Origin of the sequence: Micromonospora sp. NPDC000121 (assembly GCF_042899165.1) — a bacterium.
GTDB lineage: Bacteria > Actinomycetota > Actinomycetes > Mycobacteriales > Micromonosporaceae > Micromonospora.
The window spans coordinates 254491-271595 of record NZ_JBIAZP010000003.1 but is presented as its reverse complement, the minus strand read 5'-3'; the positions used below and the strand labels follow the sequence as shown (position 1 = coordinate 271595).

At 69.5% G+C, this 17105-nt stretch carries 16 protein-coding genes, 1 pseudogene and 1 riboswitch; of the genes and pseudogenes, 6 read left to right on the top strand and 11 right to left on the bottom strand.

Annotation, left to right across the window (positions count from 1 at the left end; genetic code table 11):
* Positions 1-304: 304 nt before the first annotated feature.
* The 4 genes from ACFY23_RS11810 to ACFY23_RS11795 all read right to left on the bottom strand — a co-directional run bounded on the left by ACFY23_RS11810 (position 305) and on the right by ACFY23_RS11795 (position 5845).
* Entirely contained in the window at positions 305-703 is a 399-nt protein-coding gene (locus ACFY23_RS11810; RefSeq protein ID WP_350677380.1) for a MerR family transcriptional regulator, read from the bottom strand.
* Between the two features lie 20 nt (positions 704-723).
* Positions 724-2223 (bottom strand): SulP family inorganic anion transporter, encoded by a 1500-nt coding sequence (locus ACFY23_RS11805; protein ID WP_350677382.1) that lies wholly within the window; start codon positions 2221-2223, stop codon positions 724-726.
* Positions 2224-2749: 526 nt separating this feature from the next.
* Positions 2750-4138: an alkaline phosphatase PhoX gene (locus tag ACFY23_RS11800; RefSeq protein WP_350677384.1), complete on the bottom strand. Its 1389-nt coding sequence runs from the start codon at positions 4136-4138 to the stop codon at positions 2750-2752.
* A gap of 231 nt (positions 4139-4369) precedes the next feature.
* Positions 4370-5845, bottom strand: coding sequence for a tetratricopeptide repeat protein (locus ACFY23_RS11795; protein ID WP_350677386.1), 1476 nt, complete (start codon positions 5843-5845; stop codon positions 4370-4372).
* Positions 5846-6170: 325 nt separating this feature from the next.
* Here ACFY23_RS11795 and ACFY23_RS11790 point away from each other — a divergent pair, with 325 nt between their 5' ends.
* The 3 genes and pseudogenes from ACFY23_RS11790 to ACFY23_RS11780 all read left to right on the top strand — a co-directional run bounded on the left by ACFY23_RS11790 (position 6171) and on the right by ACFY23_RS11780 (position 7522).
* On the top strand, positions 6171-6458 hold the full coding sequence (locus ACFY23_RS11790; protein WP_350677389.1) for a hypothetical protein: 288 nt from the start codon (positions 6171-6173) through the stop codon (positions 6456-6458).
* Positions 6459-6531: 73 nt separating this feature from the next.
* A pseudogene (locus ACFY23_RS11785) lies at positions 6532-6624 on the top strand (DUF6244 family protein); the annotation flags it as partial.
* A 146-nt stretch (positions 6625-6770) separates the two neighbouring features.
* Positions 6771-6891, top strand: a riboswitch (SAM riboswitch).
* Positions 6892-6919: 28 nt separating this feature from the next.
* Positions 6920-7522: a hypothetical protein gene (locus ACFY23_RS11780; RefSeq protein ID WP_350677392.1), complete on the top strand. Its 603-nt coding sequence runs from the start codon at positions 6920-6922 to the stop codon at positions 7520-7522.
* A 237-nt stretch (positions 7523-7759) separates the two neighbouring features.
* On the opposite strand, the gene ACFY23_RS11775 is transcribed toward ACFY23_RS11780, so the two are convergent.
* The 7 genes from ACFY23_RS11775 to ACFY23_RS11745 all read right to left on the bottom strand — a co-directional run bounded on the left by ACFY23_RS11775 (position 7760) and on the right by ACFY23_RS11745 (position 14145).
* The gene (locus ACFY23_RS11775; protein ID WP_350677393.1) at positions 7760-8722 is read right to left on the bottom strand and encodes a ribokinase; all 963 of its coding nucleotides are present in this window, start codon (positions 8720-8722) and stop codon (positions 7760-7762) included.
* Entirely contained in the window at positions 8689-9591 is a 903-nt protein-coding gene (locus tag ACFY23_RS11770) for a nucleoside hydrolase (RefSeq protein ID WP_350677395.1), read from the bottom strand. Before ACFY23_RS11770 ends, ACFY23_RS11775 begins: the two co-directional genes overlap by 34 nt.
* A gap of 39 nt (positions 9592-9630) precedes the next feature.
* Positions 9631-10410: an ABC transporter permease gene (locus ACFY23_RS11765; protein ID WP_350677398.1), complete on the bottom strand. Its 780-nt coding sequence runs from the start codon at positions 10408-10410 to the stop codon at positions 9631-9633.
* Complete coding sequence (locus ACFY23_RS11760) at positions 10407-11423, bottom strand: ABC transporter substrate-binding protein (protein ID WP_350677399.1); 1017 nt, start codon at positions 11421-11423, stop codon at positions 10407-10409. Before ACFY23_RS11760 ends, ACFY23_RS11765 begins: the two co-directional genes overlap by 4 nt.
* A gap of 69 nt (positions 11424-11492) precedes the next feature.
* The gene (locus tag ACFY23_RS11755) at positions 11493-12248 is read right to left on the bottom strand and encodes an ABC transporter permease (RefSeq protein ID WP_350677402.1); all 756 of its coding nucleotides are present in this window, start codon (positions 12246-12248) and stop codon (positions 11493-11495) included.
* A 92-nt stretch (positions 12249-12340) separates the two neighbouring features.
* A complete protein-coding gene (locus tag ACFY23_RS11750) occupies positions 12341-13075 on the bottom strand; it encodes an ABC transporter ATP-binding protein (protein WP_350819437.1) in 735 nt (244 codons plus the stop codon).
* 62 nt (positions 13076-13137) lie between these two features.
* The gene (locus tag ACFY23_RS11745; protein ID WP_350677406.1) at positions 13138-14145 is read right to left on the bottom strand and encodes a LacI family DNA-binding transcriptional regulator; all 1008 of its coding nucleotides are present in this window, start codon (positions 14143-14145) and stop codon (positions 13138-13140) included.
* Between the two features lie 444 nt (positions 14146-14589).
* Here ACFY23_RS11745 and ACFY23_RS11740 point away from each other — a divergent pair, with 444 nt between their 5' ends.
* From ACFY23_RS11740 to ACFY23_RS11730, 3 genes are read left to right on the top strand one after another with little or no spacing between them, the layout of a single operon-like run.
* Positions 14590-15603 carry a dihydroorotate dehydrogenase gene (locus tag ACFY23_RS11740; RefSeq protein WP_350819439.1) on the top strand — a complete coding sequence of 338 codons (1014 nt, stop codon included), beginning with the start codon at positions 14590-14592 and terminating at the stop codon, positions 15601-15603.
* Between the two features lie 30 nt (positions 15604-15633).
* Entirely contained in the window at positions 15634-16458 is an 825-nt protein-coding gene (locus tag ACFY23_RS11735) for an IclR family transcriptional regulator (protein WP_350677411.1), read from the top strand.
* A complete protein-coding gene (locus ACFY23_RS11730) occupies positions 16455-17075 on the top strand; it encodes a hypothetical protein (protein ID WP_350677413.1) in 621 nt (206 codons plus the stop codon). Before ACFY23_RS11735 ends, ACFY23_RS11730 begins: the two co-directional genes overlap by 4 nt.
* The last annotated feature ends 30 nt before the right edge of the window (positions 17076-17105 follow it).

Sequence of the window (17105 nt, the reverse complement as noted above, 5' to 3'; positions counted from 1 at the left end):
CCAGCGCGCGCCGTCACGCGCGGCGGTAGTCCTGGTGGAGATCCACGCCATCACCGGCGCCCCGCGCTCATCATGAACCGCCGCAGCGACCTTCTCGGCACCAATGCGCTCGGACGAACACTGTTCACCTGGCTGCACCGAGGCCTGGACGTAGGTCTCCGACGTGCTGATTCTGGTGTTCCTTGTTGCACGGGCCACCTTGTTTGAAATACCCCGCGTCACCGCCGTCGCGGTGCTCGACCCGGTCGGTGCACAGGTCGTTAGTTGTATGTCCGTCCCGGTGTCCCTCGGGGCGGACGCGGTGTCAGGGATTGTGTCGGTCGATCTGTTCCTGGATCTGGGCGGCGAAGCCCTCGGCAGTGGCGAGTTGGTCGCGTAGCGCCTGCACGCGGGCCTGGGCGGCGGCGTGGAACATGGCCAGCCGGTCGCGCAGGAGGACGCGTTCGTCGCTGGTGGTGGCGTTGTCGGTGAGTGCGTCGAGGATCTGCAGCAGGTCGCGCATCTCCTCCAGGGTGAAGCCCAACGGCTTCATCCGTTTCACCACGCGCAGCCGGTCGAGGTCGGGTTCGGTGTAGAGGCGGAACCCGCCGTCGCTGCGGGCCGACGGTGTGACCAGGCCGGCGTCCTCGTAGTGGCGAATGGTGCGGATACTCAGCCCGACGCGGTCGGCGGCCTCGCCGATCTGCATGTGCCGTCCTGTCATCGCATCAGTGTGCCCGGTCATCAGTGGCCAGCCTTGAGCTGCCCGGCCAGGGCGTCGTGCATGGCCGCGCTGCGTGCGTTCAGCCCGACGATGTCCACGGTCTTGCCCCGGGCGGTGTACTTCGTGGTGATCGCGTCCAGGGCGGCCACCGAGGAGGCGTCCCAGATGTGCGCGGCCGACAGGTCGATCACGACGCGGTCGGGGTCGTTCGCGTAGTCGAACTGGTAGACCAGGTCGTTGCTGGAGGCGAAGAACAGCTCGCCGTGCACCGAGTAGATGCGGGTGCCGCCGTCGGGGTCGAGGACGCTGGTGACCTCGGCGAGGCGCGCCACCCGGCGGGCGAAGATCACCATGGCGGCGAGCACGCCGATGATCACGCCGATCGCGAGGTTGTGGCTGATCAGCGTGGCGGCGACGGTGGAGACCATGACGATGGTCTCGCCCCATGGCATCCGCTTGAGGGTCGCGGGGGCGATGCTGTGCCAGTCGAACGTCGACACCGACACGATGATCATCACGGCGACCAGGGCCGCCATCGGGATGACGGCGACGACGTCACCGAGGGCGACGACCAGCACGAGCAGGAACACGCCGGCCAGGAACGTCGACAGGCGGGTGCGTGCGCCGGACGCCTTCACGTTGATCATCGTCTGGCCGATCATGGCGCAGCCGCCCATGCCGCCGAAGAATCCGGTGACGATGTTGGCCACGCCCTGTCCCCAGGACTCGCGGGTCTTGTTGGAGCGGGTGTCGGTGATGTCGTCGACGAGCTTGGCGGTCATCAGCGACTCCATCAGCCCGACCAGGGCGATGCCCAGCGCGTACGGGGCGATGAGCCGCAGGGTGTCCAGGGTGTAGGGGATGTCGGGCAGGCCGAAGGTGGGCAGGCTGTCCGGCAGGCTGCCCTCGCCGCCCACGTTCGGCACGGTGACGTGCGCGACGACGGTGAACACCGTCAGCGCCACGATCGCCACCAGCGGGGCGGGCACGACGGTGGTCACCCGGGGAAGGAACACCATGATGGTCAGGGCCACGGCGACCATCGGATACACCAGCCACGGCACGCCGATCAACTGCGGGACCTGCGCCACGAAGATCAGGATGGCCAGGGCGTTGACGAATCCGACCATCACGCTGCGCGGGACGAACCGCATCAGCTTCGCCACCCCGAGCACGGCCAGCAGCACCTGGATCAGCCCGCCCAGGATGACCGCCGCGATGAGGTACTCGAGACCGTGCTCCTTGGCCAGCGGCGCGACGACCAGCGCGATCGCCCCCGTCGCGGCGGAGATCATCGCCGGGCGTCCACCGCAGAACGCGATGGTGACCGCCATCGTGAACGACGCGAACAGCCCCACCCGCGGGTCCACCCCGGCCAGGATCGAGAACGAGATCGCCTCCGGGATCAGCGCGAGCGCGACGACGAGGCCGGCGAGGACCTCGGTACGCAGCACCCGCGGCGACAGCCACGACGGACGAGACAGACCCGGACGGCGAACCGCCGACAACAGCGAAGACATACAGCTCATTTCCGATCGGTACGCACGCCACCAGGGCACGCGCAGGCGCCCCACCAGGAACACCGGAAGACTCGTCGCCGGTCGAGACCTCTGTCGATCCGGCGGGTGGGCGTCGTCGCTCACCTCAGCGCACTGCCGTCGAGGGCGAAGGCATCAGCCGCGCTCCGACGCGCCCTGACCCTACCCTCCGGTGAGAGGAGAGTTGCCCCCGGCGGAACGTGTCGGTGATCACCACCCGTCGCGGGCCGGCCGTTTGCGTGTGGCGGCGGCGTAGGCAGGAGCAACCCACGCGCTGGCCGCAGAGCGGGTACGCCGCCGCGCAACGGCCTCCACCTCGTCGGCCCTGTGATGAGACACGCCTGACGGGTCAGCTCCCTGATCAGGCCAACGTCTCCCGCCGGGCCGGTGCGGGCAGCAGCAGGCGGACAAGTCCCCTCGGAGACACAAAGCCGATCAGACCCAGAGTCACGCCCGCCGCTGCCAGCTTCGGCTCACCACCGCTGAGCCGACCTCGCCATGCCCACAGTCAGCCCTGACGGCGGTTCCAGGGGCCGGTGACGGCGTACGTGATGCCCGGGTTGTAGACGTTGAAGAACATGGTCCGGCCGTCGGCGGAGAACGTGGCGCCGGCCAGCTCGCCGTACTCCGGGTCATCGGCGGTGCCGACGTTGACCCGGTTACGGGCGAAGACGAACACCTCGCCGTCGGCGGTCGTACCAAGGATGTGCTGGTCCCCGATCCCGTCCTCGCACATCATCAGGCCCCCGTACGGGGACATGCAGATGTTGTCCGGAGCGTCGAACTCCGGGCTCTCCGGCGCCGGCGTGGGACGGGTGAAGATGGTCTCCAGGCGCAACGTGTTGGCTCGGGGGTCGTATCGCCAGACCTGGCCGTCGTGGTCGCGGGCCGAGCCCAACTCACGCCGGGCAAACGACGAGACGAAGTAGGCGCAGGCGTCCTTCTCCCCCCACCAGGCACCCTCGATCTTGTACCCACCGGTGATCGGCTTGCCGTAGTCCTGGGCACGCACCGACTCCGTCGTCGCCAGCGGGTCCGGCACGTCAAGCCACTCGACGCCGGAGAAGGAGGTGCCCGCCTCGGTCACCACCGACAGGTCCGGCAGGTCCGGGACGTGCAGAGCCTGCAGCACGCCGCCCGCCCGCAGGCTCCCGTGACCGCCGAGCGGCCGGTTCGGCAGGAAGCGATAGAAGCTGCCCAGCGGCGCCACGAACGCGTCCTCGGTCTCGTAGACGATGCCGGTGTACGGGTCGACCGCGACCGCTTCGTGCTGGAACCGGCCCATCGCGGTCAGCGGTGTCGGATCGGTGTTGTGAGCATCGTCGTACGGGTCGACCTCGAAGATGAACCCGTGGTCCTTCGTGTACCCGCGGGCGCCCGCCTTGTCTTCGGTCTCCTCACAGGTCAGCCAGGTGTGCCACGGCGTCCGGCCGCCGGAACAGTTGATGGCCGTGCCGCCCAGGCTCACGTGCTCGGAGACGGCGCGGTTCGACGCGTCGACGGCGAGCGTACTGGTCCCGCCGCCAGCGGCCGGGTCGTACGTACGTTCCGGCGGAGCCACGACCGTGATCTTCGCGGTCGGCGAGCACTCATGGTTACGGACCAGGCGGGTGCCGCGCGCCGCGTCGGCGAAGGAACCCATACCGTCGAACCGGCTCGGCACGACACCACCGTCCGGCCGGACGGCGCCTTCGCGCGACAGCACCGTGTAGCGGAAGCCCGCCGGCAGGTCGAGCATGCCGGCCGGATCAGGCACGAGCGGACCGTACCCGACCTCCGGGCCGGACACCCCCAGCGCGGGTGCCGCGGTGAACAGGGCCTCGACCGAACCGGCCACGGCCACGGCAAGACCGGCCCCGACCGAGCGGGACAGGAACTGGCGGCGGGACAAAGACACGGACAAGCCTCCTAGACATCACAGACCGTAGCGGCCCGACCGATATCGATCCGGACCGCTCGATCCACTACGTCACATCCCGCCCCTCCCGTCAAGATGACAATCGATTTGATCCCGCCAACTGGCTCATCCAAGCTTCCGGTAACGCCGAGAACAGTGCGTGCGATCCTGGCAAGATCGGCGCTTGGCCTCGCACGCCGATGGCCTGGCACTGCAACGGCAGTCGGGCGGTCAGCCGGCGTAGCGGGGCTCGCTGAGCCGGCGACGGAATTCCGCGTGAGCGGTCTGGAAAACGTCGTTGAGCCGCTCGAGCTCGGACTCGGCCGGTTCTCGCCGCAGCCCAACCTCGATCTTGAAGTCGCCGTCCACGATCGCCACATCGAGGCGGTCGAGCAGGTCCGCGGGAAGCCTGGTAATGACGAACTCGCGGAACGCGTCCGCTATCGTGCCCGCCATGTCGCCGCACCCGCAGGTGCGGCCATCCAGGACCGCACCGAGGTGGCTGCGGCCGGTGATCGCGTCCGGGTGTACGGGATTCATGACGGCCAGGCCCTCCTCCAGGACCGTCCGGGCCTCCAGCAGCCGACCCTCATGCTGAAGGAACAGCCCGAGGGCGATGCAGGCCCGCCCGACCATCTCATGGTCGATGCCGCGGCGCGCCTGGTTCACGGCCTCGGTCAACCGTTGCTCCGCGGGGCCGACCTGGCCGGCCTCCTTCAACGCGAGACCCCAGTTGCGCAGCACCTGGCTTCGCAGCTCCGGACGACCGATGCGCTCCGCCCTCGCGTGCGCCGACGCGTACGTGCGCAGCGCCGCCTCGGCATCGCCGGCGTCGTCCTGGGCCATTGCCAAGCCGAGCGCTGCCATCAGCGCCTCCTCCTGCCGGCCCTGGCGATCGTACGAAGCGAGCACGCGCTCGATCGCATCAACCCGCCCCGCCTGGTCACCGAGATCACGGCCGAGGTTCGCCAGCGCGGACAAAGCGTTGAGCGTCGCCTGATGGTCAACGCCGAGCCGCTCCTCCAACGCAGCGACCAGGGAGGTGAGCAGGGGCTTGGACGCCGCATCGTCGTGGTCCAGCATCTGGGTGACGACTCGCCCGACCTGCTCGACGACCTCGTCCGGCAGTTGGTGCAAGCCCACGAACAGCGGCTCGCGGGTGCCGCCAGCGTGCACAATCGCTGCTCGCAGCGCCAACGCGGAGGCCACCCGCTCGTGCCCGTTGCGCCACAGGTTGGCCACCACCTCCTCAACGACCTGCCGGGCACCTGCCACGTCGCCACGCTGCCGCAGCAGGTCCGCCAGCGGTTCGAGGCCGAACGCGTACCCGGCATGCTCGCGACCGTAGAAGGCAAGCCGCTCCTGAACGCCCTGGCGTAGCTCCGTCTCGGCCTCGTCGAGTCGTCCGGCCATGCGCAGCGCCAAGCCCAGATTGAGTCGGTAGGTCAACTGGTCCTTGCGGGACTCGTGATCGCGCGGCGTCGCGGAGACGGCGCGGCGGTAGCACTCGATCGCGCGGTCGAGTTGATCGGCGTCCAGCAGCACATTGCCGAGGTCGCACTGGGCCGAGGCCCACTCCGGGCTGCCGTGACCGTGTTTGTCCGCGACGGCCTGCAGCTCGCGCGTCATGATGTTCTCGGCGTCGCCCAGACGGCCCTCCCGCAACAGCGCGAAGGCCACCTCGACCGGGGTAAGGGGTGTCGTCACGAACCGCAAGCTTAAAGGTCAGCCTGTCGGTTCGCGTGCCGGTAGACCAGCCCTGTGGTTGCTCGTCGCCGAGCCCGGGCGGCCACCGTGGGTCCACCCAGGGGTGGAGTGAGAACCGGGTGTCGTCCACCCGTTGATCAACCCTGCGGCCGACGATCAAGCAGGTACGCCGTTCTTAACATCCATGTCAGCAACAAGCGATCGCAATCGCCCACGGTCGAGACCACTACAAGGATTCCGATTCGCGTCCGTTGTTGCGGAAGGTTGGTCCGCCTGGCAAACCGATTCCGGCGGACTCGCGAGACTCAACTCAAGGAGGATCGGCGTGCGCATTTTCCTTTCCCGCATCGCACTCGTCACCGCCATCACAGCCACCGCAACGGCAGGCCTCGCCGGACCGGCCCACGCGACCGATACGGCCACGCCCACGACCAGTACCTATTGCGCTGACCTGAAGGCGCAGTACACCAGCGACCTCAACATGTACCTCAAGTACAACATGTTGCAGTTCAGCAGCACGGATCCGGCAGCCCGCCTCCTTTACGGCAGCCTGGCGCGCCGCTACTTCACGTATTACCAGCAGAACCTCGCCTTGTACCAGGCCTACTGCTGACGCTGGCAGTGCGGCCCGACTGCGGGCTGACGTAGTTTCTCACCGCGGCGGCTCCCGGGCTTTGCCTGGGAGCCGCCACCTCGTCAGCGCGGTCCTGCACGGCGGGCAACCCGGCCCGCTCCTGCAGGCCCTCGACAACATCAAGCAGGTGTTGGTGCTCCTCGTCTAACGCACCGGCACCGCCCAGCAGGCCGTCGAAGCGTAGAGGACCTGCGAGCCGACCGCCGACTCGCTCTACGACCCCGCCGACGCCGCCTCCGCCAGCCTGATCCCGGGGTTGCTCCCTGCGTCGATGATCTCTATGCTGCCTGTCGTCACGAGTGGTCAGCGTCAAGCCTCCCGGCTTGCTGACCCGGCAACCGCGCTACCCGCGCACGGTGCCCCCGGGAGAAGACCAGGCCGACCGCGAACTGCGGCCCGGCAAGAGCGGGTGCCTCGGGGCATCGGAAAGCGAGTTCACCGTGCCATTCGAAGAGCTGGGCCTAACCTCTTTCGCGGTCTGCCTGACCTGCGGGGATCTCCGCGGTGGTGTCCCGCGCGAGCAGCGATGCGGCTGCCAGCCACGTACGCCGGAGTGGGCGCAGCAGTGGCAGGGGCAGGACATCTCCAGTGACCTCGACCTGTGCGTGTTGTGCGTCCGCGACACGGTGACCACCCGGACCCGGTGGTCGTGGCTGGGCTGCGAAACCTGCCGACACGTCTCGCAGGTCGTCGGCGAACGGTACGGCCACCGCAGCGCACTGCCACTGGGACGGCACTCACTCATGAACGGCGACGTGGTCCAGCCGCCAGCGGCCACAGCCACCGAGGTCGCCGGCTCGCTGATGGCCGCAACCCGGCGCTGGAACGCGCTGCGTGAGTGGCAACAGGCGGAGTTCGACCGTCTCGCCGCGCCACTGCGCGCCGCGGGCCCAAGCGTGCCCCTGGTCGAGTGGCAGCGGCGGTGGCCACCATCGCTCGGAGCGAGCGTCGACGCATGCGACCGCTACGGCGTCGTGCCCGTACCCGCCGACCTCAGCAGCCTGCGGCAAGCCCAGGCCAAGTTCCTAACCTCGGCGCGATGACCGCCATCCCGGCGCAGCTGCTGTTGGTGGTGTGCCCGGCATCGCCAACGGAAGCGGTGTTGGTCCTCCCTCTACCGGCGGTCCAACCCATACCCGAGAGGTCGTGTGGCTGATCAGCCTTTGCGCCGTAGCGGGTCAGCTCCTATACCACTCCCGGAGACGTGTCCCGGCGCTTCGGCTGTGTGCGCCGTAGCCGCCAGCTCCGAAGTGCTGGCGGTTACGGCGCAGTTGCTGATGTCATGCCCCTGGAGACGCAACCAGCATTGCCCTGGACACCTCGTCCATGGTCGGCAGCGCGCCTTGCGCGCCCCGGCCGCGTGTCGACAGCGCCGCCGCGACGGCCGCCCAGCGGGCGGCCTCCGCCACGGCCCGGCCCGGCCGCGCCACCAGCGCGGTCGCGAGGGCTCCGCAGAAGCAGTCGCCGGCGCCGGTCGTGTCCACGGCCTCGGTACGAAGCGCCGGAACGTGATCAACCCGGCCGTCCGGCTCCACTACGGCCGCGCCCTGCGACCCGAGCGTCACCACGACGGTCGCCGCGAGCCCGAGCTTGCCGACGGCGCTCGCCACGTCGTCCAGGCTCTCTGGCAGGGACGTGCCGGCCAGGACCGCCAACTCGGCCCGGTTGGGCACCAGCACGTCCACCCGGCGTACGAGGGCGTCGGAAAGCGGAGTTGCGGGCGCGGGATTCAGCACCAGGAGGCCCTCGGCCAGCGCTGCGGCCCGCTCCAGGGCGGGCGTGCCGACCTCGCACTGCATCAGGGTGAGCGCTGCCGTCGCGATCATGTCCCGGTGCCGGTCGACGCGGGCCGCGTCCAGTGCGCCGTTCGACCCGGGGTGCACCACGATCACGTTCTCGCCGGCGCTGTCCACCGTGATCAGCGCGGTCCCCGTGGGGACGTCATGGACGACCGTCAGCCCCGACACGTCCACGCCCCGGCCGGCGAGCCGCTGTCGCACCTGCTCACCAGCGGCGTCGGCGCCGACGCATCCGACGAAGCCGACGGGCGTACCGAGGGTGGCGATGGTCATCGCCTGGTTCGCGCCCTTACCGCCGACACCTTCCCGATACTCCCTGGCGGTCAGGGTCTCCCCCGGCCCGGGGAGCCGGTCGGTCACCACCATGCGGTCAAGGTTGGCGCTGCCCACCACCGCGATCTTCGGGCCGTTCAACGCACCGTCGCCTCTCTGTCGGTCGCCCATGCCAGGACGATCTCGCGCCACGCCGTCTCGTCGAGGCGGCTCACCACCGTCACGGCCACGTTCCCCTGCGGGGTCATGTCCGACCGGCCGTACGCGTCGACGGCCACCGTGGCGGGCGTCTCGACCGCCACCACCTCCGGGCGCGCCACGACAGCTGCGGCCACCAGGTCGTGGCAGTATCGGCTGGCCGTGCCGGACCAGTAGTGCGCCAGCAGTTGCGCGCGCACCCCTGGCCAGCCGGTGCCGCCGGCGAGCACCCGCCGGACGGCCTCCGGTGGGCAGCTCGCCAGGGTGGTCGCGTCCGTCGGCACGACCCGCACCCCGCGGCCGGGCGGCTCGGCGAACAGGTGCCGAGCGGCCCGGGGATCGCGGGCGAAGTTCGGCTCGGCTCCCCGCACCACGCCGGGCAGGGAGAACGCCCCACCCATCATGGTCAACCGGACATGCGCCGGCCAGTGGCTCACCTGCCCGGCGAGGCGCTCGGCGGTGGTCAACGGGCCGAGCACCAGGTAGTCGGTGTGCGCCGGCAGTGACCGGTCGACGAGTACGTCGCCGCCGAACTCGGCGCCGTGGGTGGGGACGAGCGGCCCGAGGCCGTACTCGCCGTGCAGCCGCGCGCCCGACGGGACCGCAACCCGCGCCGCGGGGTCGATCTCGGCGCCTCGCAGCAGCAACGGCCGCCGGGCCGGAGCGAGCGCGCGAAGCGCGTGGGTGACCGCCGCCCCGACGACATCGGCAGGCCGTGCCCCGCCGGTGGCGATGATCGCCGGTATCTCCACATCCGGCAGGCGCAGCAACCAGGCGAGTGCCACCAGGTCGTCCACGCCTCCGTCGGTGTCGACCACGATGCGCCGGGGTGTCCTGGTCATCGTCCCGGCCTCCGCCGACGACAGCGGCTCCGCGGAGGTTCAGCCATCGGTCACACCGAACCGGGAGCGGAGCCAGCCGGCGACGGCACCGATACCGGACCAGGAGGCCAGCCCGAGCATGCTCAGCAGCAGCAGCCCGACCATTGCCTGCGGGATGTTGTCGGTCTCCTGGCTCTGCGCGACCAGGTATCCGAGCCCACCCTGGGCGCCGATCAACTCGCCGATCACTGCGGCGGTGACCCCGGCCAGCGCACCGAGGCGGAGCCCGACCACAATGTGCGGCAGGGTCATCGGCAGTTCGAGCCGGAAGAACCGCCGTGGGCCGGAGAGCGCGAGCACCTGACACAGGTGGCGGTAGTTCGTACCGATGCCGCGCAGCCCGGCCAGCGTGTTGATCAGCACCGGGAAGAACGTGACCAGCGCAACCAGGGTGATCTTGCTGGTCACGCCGAGCCCGAGCCACAGCACCAGAAGCGGGGCGATCGCGATCTTCGGGGTGATCTGGATGAATACCAGCAGCGGCATGGCCGCTCGTTCCAGCCAGCGCCATCGGGACATCGCCACCCCGGCGAGCACGCCGACCGCCAATCCGATCGCCACCCCCTGCAGCAGTTCGGCAGCGGTCACCCGGAGGTGGACGAGCAACTGCTCGCCGGTGAGCATCCGCCAGGTGTGCGTCACGATCTCGATCGGGCCGGGAAGGGTGTACGTGGGCACCTGCGCGAGGTGGACATAGCCCTGCCAGGCCAGCAGGAAGGCCGCTACCGACGCCGTGCCGAGCACGGCGCGCGGTAGCTTGCCGAGTCGCTGCTCGGTCACGAGGAAGCCTTCACGAAGTCGGACGCCCGCACGTCACCCTGGATCAGGCCGTACTTCTTCTGCGCGTCCACGGCGTTCTGCCAGGCCGTCGGGTCACCGTAGCCGAGCCCGTGCGCCTTGGTGGCGTCGCTCTGCCACAGGTCCTTGACGAAGACCTCCTGCATCACCTGGGTCACCGACTTCTCCTGGCCGGCGAAGCTGGTGGCGTACTTCTGGATGGACATCTCGACCGCCTGCGGCAGCTTGCCGTCGATGAGGTCCTGCAGCGCGGCGTTCAGCGCGGTGGTGAATCCGGTGACGGCCTTGGGGTTCTCCTTGGCGAACTGCTGGCCGGTGATCACGACGTTGCCGAACGACGGGAGGTACTGGTTGGACAGGATCTGGGTGACCTGCACCCCGGCGGCCTGCAGGGTGTAGTAGCGCAGCCGCGAGAAGACGATCGCGTCCACCTGCTTGTTCTGCAGTGCGGAGACGATGGCGCCGGTACCGACGACCTTGACTGTCAGGTCCTTCTTCACGTCCAGGCCCGCCGAGGCGGCAATCGCCGTCAGTTGGACGTAGTTCGGGGAGCCGAGGCTGGTCACCGCGACCGTCTTGCCCTTCAGGTCGGCCGGGCCGGTGATGCCTGAGTCGGCGAGGGTGAGCAGTGCGCCGATGCCCTGCTGGTACGTGGTGTGCACGACGAGGTCCGGCACGCCGTTGGCCACCGCCTGGATCACACTGTCGGCGTTCGGGAAGCCGAACTGGACGTTGTTGGCGGCCACGTTCTTGGTGATGGTTGCGGCGTCGGCGTACAGGAATTCGACGTCGAGGTTCTGCTTGGTGAAGTAGCCCTGTTCCTTGGCCCAGTACAGCGGCGCGTAGTAGGGGGCGGCGGCGCCGTCGATCTGGATGCTGACCTTGGTCGTGCCGCCGTCCGTGCCGCCGCTGGTTGCCTCGACGCCGCCGCAGCCGGCGGTGAGGGCGATGACGGTGCTGGCGGCGATACCGGCGAGAAGGGATCTACGGGTCATGGAGCGCATGGGTGTACCTCGTATTCCAGTTCGATGGGGGGGTCGAGTCACGACGGACAGGTCGTGTGATCAGGCCGTGACGGGATCGCGCCACCGCAGGGCGCGGGCCTCCACGAAGGAGACCAGTTGGTAGAGGGCGAGTCCGACAGCCACGATCACCACGATCGAGGCCATCAGCATGGGGACCTGGTAGGAGGAGTTGGCCTCGACCAGGAGGTAGCCGAGTCCCTGGCTGGAGGAGATCCACTCGGCGAGGACCGCTCCGGTCATGGCGTCGACGGCGGCTACCCGGGCGGCGGCGAAGATCGACGGTGACGCCGCCCGGATGTCGATGCGGAACAGTCGGGCTACCGGGTTCAGCCCGACGACGGTGGCGAGATCCCGGTAGCCCGGGTTCACCTGCCGCAGACCAGTGGCGGTACCGACCAGGATCGGGAAGAAGGACAGGCTCACGATGAGCACGAACTGGCTGGTCAGGCCGAGGCCGAACCAGAGCACGAACATGGGCGCGAGCGCGATCTTCGGCATCGCCTGGAACACGATCAGGAACGGGGAGAGCATCGCGTCGACGATCTGCGACCGGGAGACGGCCACTCCCAGCGCGGCGCCGATCACCGCCCCAATCGCGAAGCCGACGCCGATGTTGCGGACCGTGTACACCAGGTGGGTCCACAGCGTTCCGGTCTGCACGAACTCCAGCAGTTGCGATCCGACCTCGGCCGGGCTGGCGAGCAGATACCGCGGGACGTCTGCCACCGCCTGGTACGCGCCCCAGGCACCGACGATCACGAGGACGTACAGCAGCGCCACGAAGGGCTTGGCCACGAATCGCAGGCGGTCCCGTCGCGACGTACCAACCGGTGCCGGCGGCGGCGCGACGGCCGGTGCCGCCGGCTCGGGCGTCGAGGTCTGAACCGTCACAGTTCCCCCCGCAGCATGGCCTGGAACTCCGCGAACCGCGGATCGAGCTTCGTCCGCGCGTCCCGGGGCCGGGGCAGGGGCACGTCGTGGACCGCGCGTACCCGACCGGGGCGGGGCGACAGCACGACCACCCGGTCGGCGAGGTAGGTGGCCTCGTCGACGCTGTGCGTCACGAACACGATGGTCTTGCCGGTCGCGGTCCAGATGTTGAGCAGATCGTCGTGCAGCTTCTCCCGAGTGATCTGGTCGAGTGCGCCGAAGGGCTCGTCCATCAGCAGCAGCATCGGATCGTGGGCCAGCGCCCGCACGATCGAGGTCCGCTGCCGCATCCCGCCGGAGAGTTCGCGCGGCAGCGCGTCGGCGAAGTCGGTCAGTCCGACCAGGCCCAGCAGTTCGCGTACCCGAGGCTCGTACCGCTGCCGCGGCTCCTTCAACGTCTCGGGGGCGATGCAGGCGTTACGCAAGACGCTGCGCCAGGGCAGCAGGACCGGCTCCTGGAAGACGTATCCGATGTCCCGGCCGGGTGTCGGCCGGCGTGACCACTCCGTCTGCCCGGAGGTGATGGTGTCGAGGCCCGCCATGATCCGCAGCAGGGTGGACTTGCCGCAGCCGGACGCGCCGATGATGGCGAGGATCTCGCCCTGCCGCACGTCGAGCGACACCTCGTGCAGCGCGCGCACCACCTTGCCCCGGTCGGACCGGTACTCCTTGGTGATCTGCGACAGCCGCAACAGAGTTCCCTGCTCGGCCTGTGGGGAACGGCGTTCGGCGATGGGGTTTCCGGTTGGCACACTCATAGCTGTCCACATCCACAACTTGTTCGGAACAGGGGCTCGGCGGGCAGGGCGATGTGCCGCGCCGGTCGGTACGGGTCGCGTATTCGCTCCTCGAGAAGCGTCAGAGCGCCGGCCGCGAGCGCCGGCAGGGGCTGCCGCATGGTGGACAGCGGCGGCGTGGTGTAGGCGCTGACGTCCGTACCGTCGAAGGACACGATGGCGATGTCTCGCGGTACGTCGAGTCCCCGTTCGCGTACGGCGCGCAGCAGGCCGAGCGCCTGCCGGTCCGAGGCGACGAAGACGGCGGCCGGGAAGGTCAACCGGTCGAGCAGTTCGTTCCCGGCCGCCCATCCGCCCTCCGGTGTGAATTCCGCCGGTATCTCCCACACGCCTTCGGTGATGCCGTGGTCGGCCAGCGCCTGCCGCCAACCGGCCGTCCGGTCGCGCCCGACGATGGTCTCGCTCGGCCCGGACAGGCACGACACCTGCCGGAAGCCGTGCTCGACCAGATGGCTGGTGGCCAGCCAGGCGCCTTGATGGTGATCCACCGCGACCGAGTCGTGCCCGGTCGCCGCATCGGCCGGCACCCGGTCGAGGACCACCACCGGGCAGGGCGAGTTGGCCAGGGCGGATGCGGTCGACGGGCTTTCGTGGTGCGGCACCCACAGCACCCCCTCGGCCCGGACATCCCCCATGGCGGCGAGCCGCTCGCCCTCCTCGCCGCCGTCGGAGTGCAGCAGGAACAGCAGCTTTCCGCGGCGTGCCGCCTCGGTCTCGATGGCGTTGGCCAGCTCGGCGAAGAAGGGGTTGCCCCCATCCGGCATCAACAGGCCGAGAAAGCCGCTGCGGGTACGGCGGAGCGCCTGGGCCACGCGGTTCGGGCGGTATCCGAGGTCCCGGATGGCTGCCTCGACCCGGGCCCGGGTGGCCGGTGCGACCGGGCGTGGACCGCCGTTGAGCACATAGCTGACCACCGACGGCGAGGTCTGCGCCCGCCTGGCCACATCGGCTCGGGTCACCTTCATGGACACCTCCGGGGGAAGGAAGTGCCGAAGATACGTCCATCACACCGGGTAGTCAATACGTGTTGATAACCCCGACCCCATCAGACGCTTGGTGGCGTCACCGGCATGCGTGACTGCCGTCCGGCGAAACAGAAACCTAACTTCGGTGAGACGGAAGCATCCCGGCCGCCTGGGCACTGACAGCGCTTCGCCAGCGAGCCTGCAGACCGAGCCAGCGGTCCAGGAAACTGCGTTGAGTAGCCGGGAGGAGGAGCTCTCCGACGGGCAGCCCGCATCGCGGCCAGCAAGCCGCTCTTCGCCACCCCGCTTTCCACATGCTGAAACGCGGCGGCTCCCAGGGCGGCGTGAACGCTCGGCCCGGCTCGGGGCGGAGGATTCCCCCCTTGACGAACCACAGCGGGTGACGCATAGTCGTCTCTTCCCAAACGGAAGAGGTACATCCGCGTGGTGGAAACGGAGCTGCACGTCTCAACCGATAACTCGGGTATTTCGGTCGCCATGCACGGCGACGAGAGCGACTCGAGAGCTGAATTCTGGACCCAGACACAACGAACCAGGATCGACTTGTCCGTCACTCTCGGTGATATCCGGCTGAGCAACCCGGTCATGCCCGCGTCCGGCTGTTTCGGCCCGGAGCTCGGCACGCTGGTGCCGCTGGACGAACTGGGCGCGCTGGTCACGAAGACCGTCTTCGCCGCGGTGCGCTCCGGCAATCCCGCACACCGCATCACCGAGACCCCCGACGGGATGCTCAACAGCGTCGGCATCCCCAGTCCGGGTATCGACGAATTCCGCTCCCGCGTACTCCCCCGTTACCTCGCCACCAACGTGCCGACCATCATCAGCGTCGGCGGGCTGACCGTGGCGGAGTACTGGACGGCGACGGAGCAACTGGCCGGCCACGACGCCGCAGCGCTCGAGGTGAACGTCTCCTGCCCCAACCTCGAACACGGCGGACTGGCCATCGGCACCGACGCGGCCACGGTCGAACGGGTCGTGTCCGGTGTGGTGGCCCGCTCGCACGTGCCGGTGTTCGTCAAACTCACCCCGAACGTGACGTCGATCGTGGACATCGCCCGCGCAGCGGAGCACGCCGGCGCCACGGCCATCACGGTGGCCAACACCTTCCCGGCAATGAGCGTGGACGCCACCCGCCGTACGGCCGTACTCGGTAATGGCGTCGGCGGACTGTCCGGGCCTGCGGTGAAACCGATCGCCCTGCGCCTCGTCTGGCAGGCCGCCCGCGCGGTCGACATCCCGGTCATCGGCTGCGGCGGCATCAGCTCGGCGCGGGACGTCCTGGAATTCCTCCTGGCCGGAGCGAGCGCGGTCCAGGTCGGGACGGCCAACTTCGCCCGCCCGTACGCCATGGCGGAGATCGTGCGGGAGCTCGGGCCGCTGCTGGCCGCATCGGGCACCATGTCCGTCTCGGAAGTCGTCGGCTCGCTACGGGTCTGAAGCCCGCCGAGCCAGTTCGAAGGAGACAGCGTGCAACCGGTCGTCAGAGCGCTGGAGATACTGCGGATCCTCGCCCGTCACGGCGACGGAATGAGCATGAAGGATCTGCACGAGACGCTCGGCATCCCGCTCGGCAGCGCGCATCGGCTGCTGGCGGTCCTGGCCGAGCAGGAGTTCGTCACCCGCTCCCCGGTCAACCGGCGTTACTTCCTCGGCCCCGCCGCGCGTCAACTGGCCGAGCAGAACAGCCGGCGCACCGCCACACTGGTAGCCCCGCACCCTGCGGTGGTCGCCGCGGCGGCCGAGTCCGGGGAGACGGTGTTCCTCGCCGAACTGGTCGGCAACCGGGTGGTTTGCATCGCCCTCGTCGAGAGCGTGCACCCGCTGCGCCTGTTCGTCCGGATCGGCCAGGAGATGCCGCTGCACGCGGCGGCGTCCGCCCGAACCCTCCTCGCCGAGATGGACACCGACATCGTCCGCGCACTGCTCGCGGAGCAGCCACTGACCACGTTCACCCCGGACACCCCGGACACCCCGGCGGCCGTGATCGAACACCTCGCGGTCATCCGGGCCCGGGGTTACGACGTCTGCGACGACGAACTGGACCGGGGCGTGTGGGCAGTGGCCGCGCCCGTTCGCTCTTCCACCGGCACGACCTGCGCGAGCATCACCCTCGCCGCGGCAGCCGACCGGATGCGTGATCCAGTCGCCCGGGCCCGGGCGACCCATCTGGTGCTCGCCACGGCGGCCCGACTCAGCGCCGAACTCGGCTACATCAGCGAGTTCAACCCGCCACCGCTGATCGCCGAAGCCGACCAGACCGACAGCACCGCGACCTTTCGAGGGACCCCATGAACAGAACCGCATCCAGCATCGGCACTGGCGACACGACCGCCTTCCAGAACCGCCACCAACGTTGGCTGGAGCTTGCCCGCGATCTGCGTGCCGCGGCGTGTCTGCCCGGCGCGTTCACCCTCGCACCGGCCGGCCCGGTCGACGTCTACATAGATGTCTTTCTGTTCGAAACCCGCCCGACGATCCTACGGCGGATGGCCGCCCTGATGGCCGACCTGCTGGACGCCACAACGGACCGGCTGGCCGGCCGGGCGGAGGTGGCACCCCTCGTCACCGCCCTGTCCCTGGAGACCGGTCTGCCCTTCGCGGTGGTCTCCACCCCTGCTGCCGGCGGACACCCGACGCAGATCGAGGGGGAACTACACGCGGGCGAACGCGTCGTCCTCGTCGAGGACGTGATCATGTCCGGCTCACGCGCCACCACCGCCGTCCGCGCGCTTCGCGACCACGGCGCGGTGGTGCCCGCCGTACTGGCGGCCGTCGACCGCAGCGGCGGCCAGGGCGAGGCTGCGGCCCGCTGCCCCGTCTGGGCCCTGTTCACCCCAGCGGACCTGCACCTCCCCGATCAGCCGCGAGTCCGGGACCGCCAGGGCACAGCCGACGTACCACCAGCGTGACCCAGTTTCCACCGCTTCACCCAGGCTCCG

What these genes read in the sequence shown, in the direction of transcription:
- ACFY23_RS11760 (WP_350677399.1), bottom strand. Translation starts at nt 11,423, where the DNA reads ATGACCCGTAGATCCCTTCTCGCCGGTATCGCCGCCAGCACCGTCATC.
- ACFY23_RS11745 (WP_350677406.1), bottom strand. Translation starts at nt 14,145, where the DNA reads ATGAAGGTGACCCGAGCCGATGTGGCCAGGCGGGCGCAGACCTCGCCG.
- ACFY23_RS11805 (WP_350677382.1), bottom strand. Translation starts at nt 2,223, where the DNA reads ATGTCTTCGCTGTTGTCGGCGGTTCGCCGTCCGGGTCTGTCTCGTCCG.
- ACFY23_RS11775 (WP_350677393.1), bottom strand. Translation starts at nt 8,722, where the DNA reads ATGGGCGACCGACAGAGAGGCGACGGTGCGTTGAACGGCCCGAAGATC.
- ACFY23_RS11730 (WP_350677413.1), top strand. Translation starts at nt 16,455, where the DNA reads ATGAACAGAACCGCATCCAGCATCGGCACTGGCGACACGACCGCCTTC.
- ACFY23_RS11810 (WP_350677380.1), bottom strand. Translation starts at nt 703, where the DNA reads ATGACAGGACGGCACATGCAGATCGGCGAGGCCGCCGACCGCGTCGGG.
- ACFY23_RS11770 (WP_350677395.1), bottom strand. Translation starts at nt 9,591, where the DNA reads ATGACCAGGACACCCCGGCGCATCGTGGTCGACACCGACGGAGGCGTG.